This window comes from Acidovorax sp. KPB24-03, from assembly GCF_057546605.1.
In genome coordinates this window covers 1-1,820 of record NZ_BAAJYR010000562.1, presented here as the reverse complement: position 1 = coordinate 1,820, position 1,820 = coordinate 1, and the positions used below count along the sequence as shown (strand labels likewise).

General features: G+C 71.2%; 3 protein-coding genes and 1 pseudogene. All 4 read left to right on the top strand.

Annotation, left to right across the window (positions count from 1 at the left end):
• Nucleotides 1-594: alpha-hydroxy acid oxidase (locus AC27KI_RS23970; RefSeq protein WP_487116232.1), on the top strand; the 594-nt coding region annotated here is incomplete at its 5' end.
• Nucleotides 588-1,271 carry a Fe2+-dependent dioxygenase gene (locus tag AC27KI_RS23965; protein ID WP_487090933.1) on the top strand — a complete coding sequence of 228 codons (684 nt, stop codon included), beginning with the start codon at nt 588-590 and terminating at the stop codon, nt 1,269-1,271. The genes AC27KI_RS23970 and AC27KI_RS23965, both read left to right, overlap by 7 nt.
• A gap of 60 nt (nt 1,272-1,331) precedes the next feature.
• On the top strand, nt 1,332-1,610 hold the full coding sequence (locus AC27KI_RS23960) for a PepSY domain-containing protein (RefSeq protein WP_284404820.1): 279 nt from the start codon (nt 1,332-1,334) through the stop codon (nt 1,608-1,610).
• Nucleotides 1,597-1,820 (top strand): annotated as a pseudogene (locus tag AC27KI_RS23955) (cytochrome b/b6 domain-containing protein); the annotation flags it as partial. The gene AC27KI_RS23960 and the pseudogene AC27KI_RS23955, both read left to right, overlap by 14 nt.

The following is a 1,820-nucleotide window of genomic DNA, read 5'->3' as shown; positions in this document are numbered from 1 at the left end:
TTTCGCATGCCGCCGACCTGCGTGGCCGAGAACCTGCGCGGCCAGGCGCCGGTGGAGCCCCCCCCCCCGCAGCCGGGCCAGGGCCGGGTCTTCCATGCCATGCGCTTCGCGCCCACCTGGGCCGACCTGGACTGGCTGATGGCGCAGACGCACCTGCCCGTCTGGGTCAAGGGCGTGCTGCACCCCGAAGACGCCACCGCCTTGCAGGCCCGGGGCGTGGCGGGCATTGTCGTCTCCAACCACGGTGGGCGCGGGCTGGACGGCGCCCCCGCCAGCCTGCAGATGCTGCCCGCCGTGCGAGCAGCGGTGGGCCCCGGCTGGCCCGTGCTGTTCGATGGCGGCATCCGGAGCGGCACCGACGTGTTCAAGGCGCTGGCGCTCGGCGCCGATGCCGTGCTGATCGGCCGGCTGCAGGTCTATGCGCTGGCGGTGGCCGGCGCGCTGGGCGTGGCTCACCTGCTGCGCCTGCTGATCGAAGAACTGCAGGCCTGCATGGCGCTGGCCGGCTGCGCCACGCTGGCCGACATCGGCCCGGGCGCGCTCGTGGCCCAGCCGCCGGCCTTTCCCTCCCTGTCCGAAGAAATGCCATGCTGATCACCCTCGAACACGTTCTGGACCCGGACGAAATCCGCCACTTCCGCCAGCGCCTGGATGGCGCCGACTGGCGCAGCGGCAGCGCCACCGCGGGCACGCTGGCGCGGTCGGTCAAGCGCAACGAACAGCTCGACGACGCCAGCGAGGTAGCGGTGGAACTGGGCCAGCACCTGCTGCGGGTGCTGGGCCGCCACCCCACCTTCATCGCGGCCGCCCTGCCGCGCAGGATCCACCCGCCGAAGTTCAACCGCTATGCCGACGGCGGCACCTATGGCGCGCACGTGGACAGCGCCATCATGCAGTGGCCCGGCACGCAGCAGTCGATGCGCACCGACGTGTCGGCCACGCTGTTCCTCGCCGATCCGCACGAATACGACGGCGGGGAGCTGGAGATCGAAGGCCCGTTCGGCGTGCAGAGCGTCAAGCTCGAAGCCGGCGACCTGGTGCTCTACCCTTCCAGCAGCCTGCACCGCGTGACACCGGTCACGCGCGGCGCGCGCATCGCCTCGTTCTTCTGGGTCGAAAGCCTGGTGCAGGACGAGGGCGACCGCACGCTGCTCTTCGACCTGGACCAGACCATCCAGCGCCTGACCCCCTCGCTGGACGCCGCCGACCCGCGGCTGCTGCAGCTCACGGGCGTGTACCACAATCTCCTGCGCCGCTGGGCGCAGACCTGACACGCTGCGCTGTCCGAAACCGTTCCGTCCTCCCATTCCCTTTCTTTGCAGGAGCCCCCCATGAATTCCACCCCCTTTCGCCGTGCCGCCATCGCCCTGGCCCTGACCGTGGCCGCCAGCGGCGCCTGGGCGCACGGCGACGTGCAGTGCCCCGCCCATCCCGCTTCGGAATGGCGCCCCCACACCGAGTTGCAGGAAAAGCTGGTCAAGGAAGGCTGGACCGTGCGCCGCATGGAAAAGACCCCCACCTGCTACGAGGTGTACGGCAAGGACCCGCAGGGCAAGCGCGTGGAAGCGTTCTTCGACCCCAAGACGCTGGAACGCGTTGAAGAAAAGTAACCCGCCCCACCCGCCCGTTCCCGTGTGGGACGCGGCGGTGCGGCTCCTGCACTGGTCGCTGGTGGCCTCGGTCGCCGCGGCCTGGATCACCCGCCACCGGCTGGGGCCCCTGCACGAGAACCTGGGCTACGCCGCCCTGGCCATCGCCTGCGCACGCGTGGCCTGGGGCTTCGCGGGCCGGCACCACGCGCGCTTCGCGCAGTTCGTGCG

What these genes read in the sequence shown, in the direction of transcription:
- AC27KI_RS23965 (WP_487090933.1), top strand. Translation starts at nt 588, where the DNA reads ATGCTGATCACCCTCGAACACGTTCTGGACCCGGACGAAATCCGCCAC.
- AC27KI_RS23960 (WP_284404820.1), top strand. Translation starts at nt 1,332, where the DNA reads ATGAATTCCACCCCCTTTCGCCGTGCCGCCATCGCCCTGGCCCTGACC.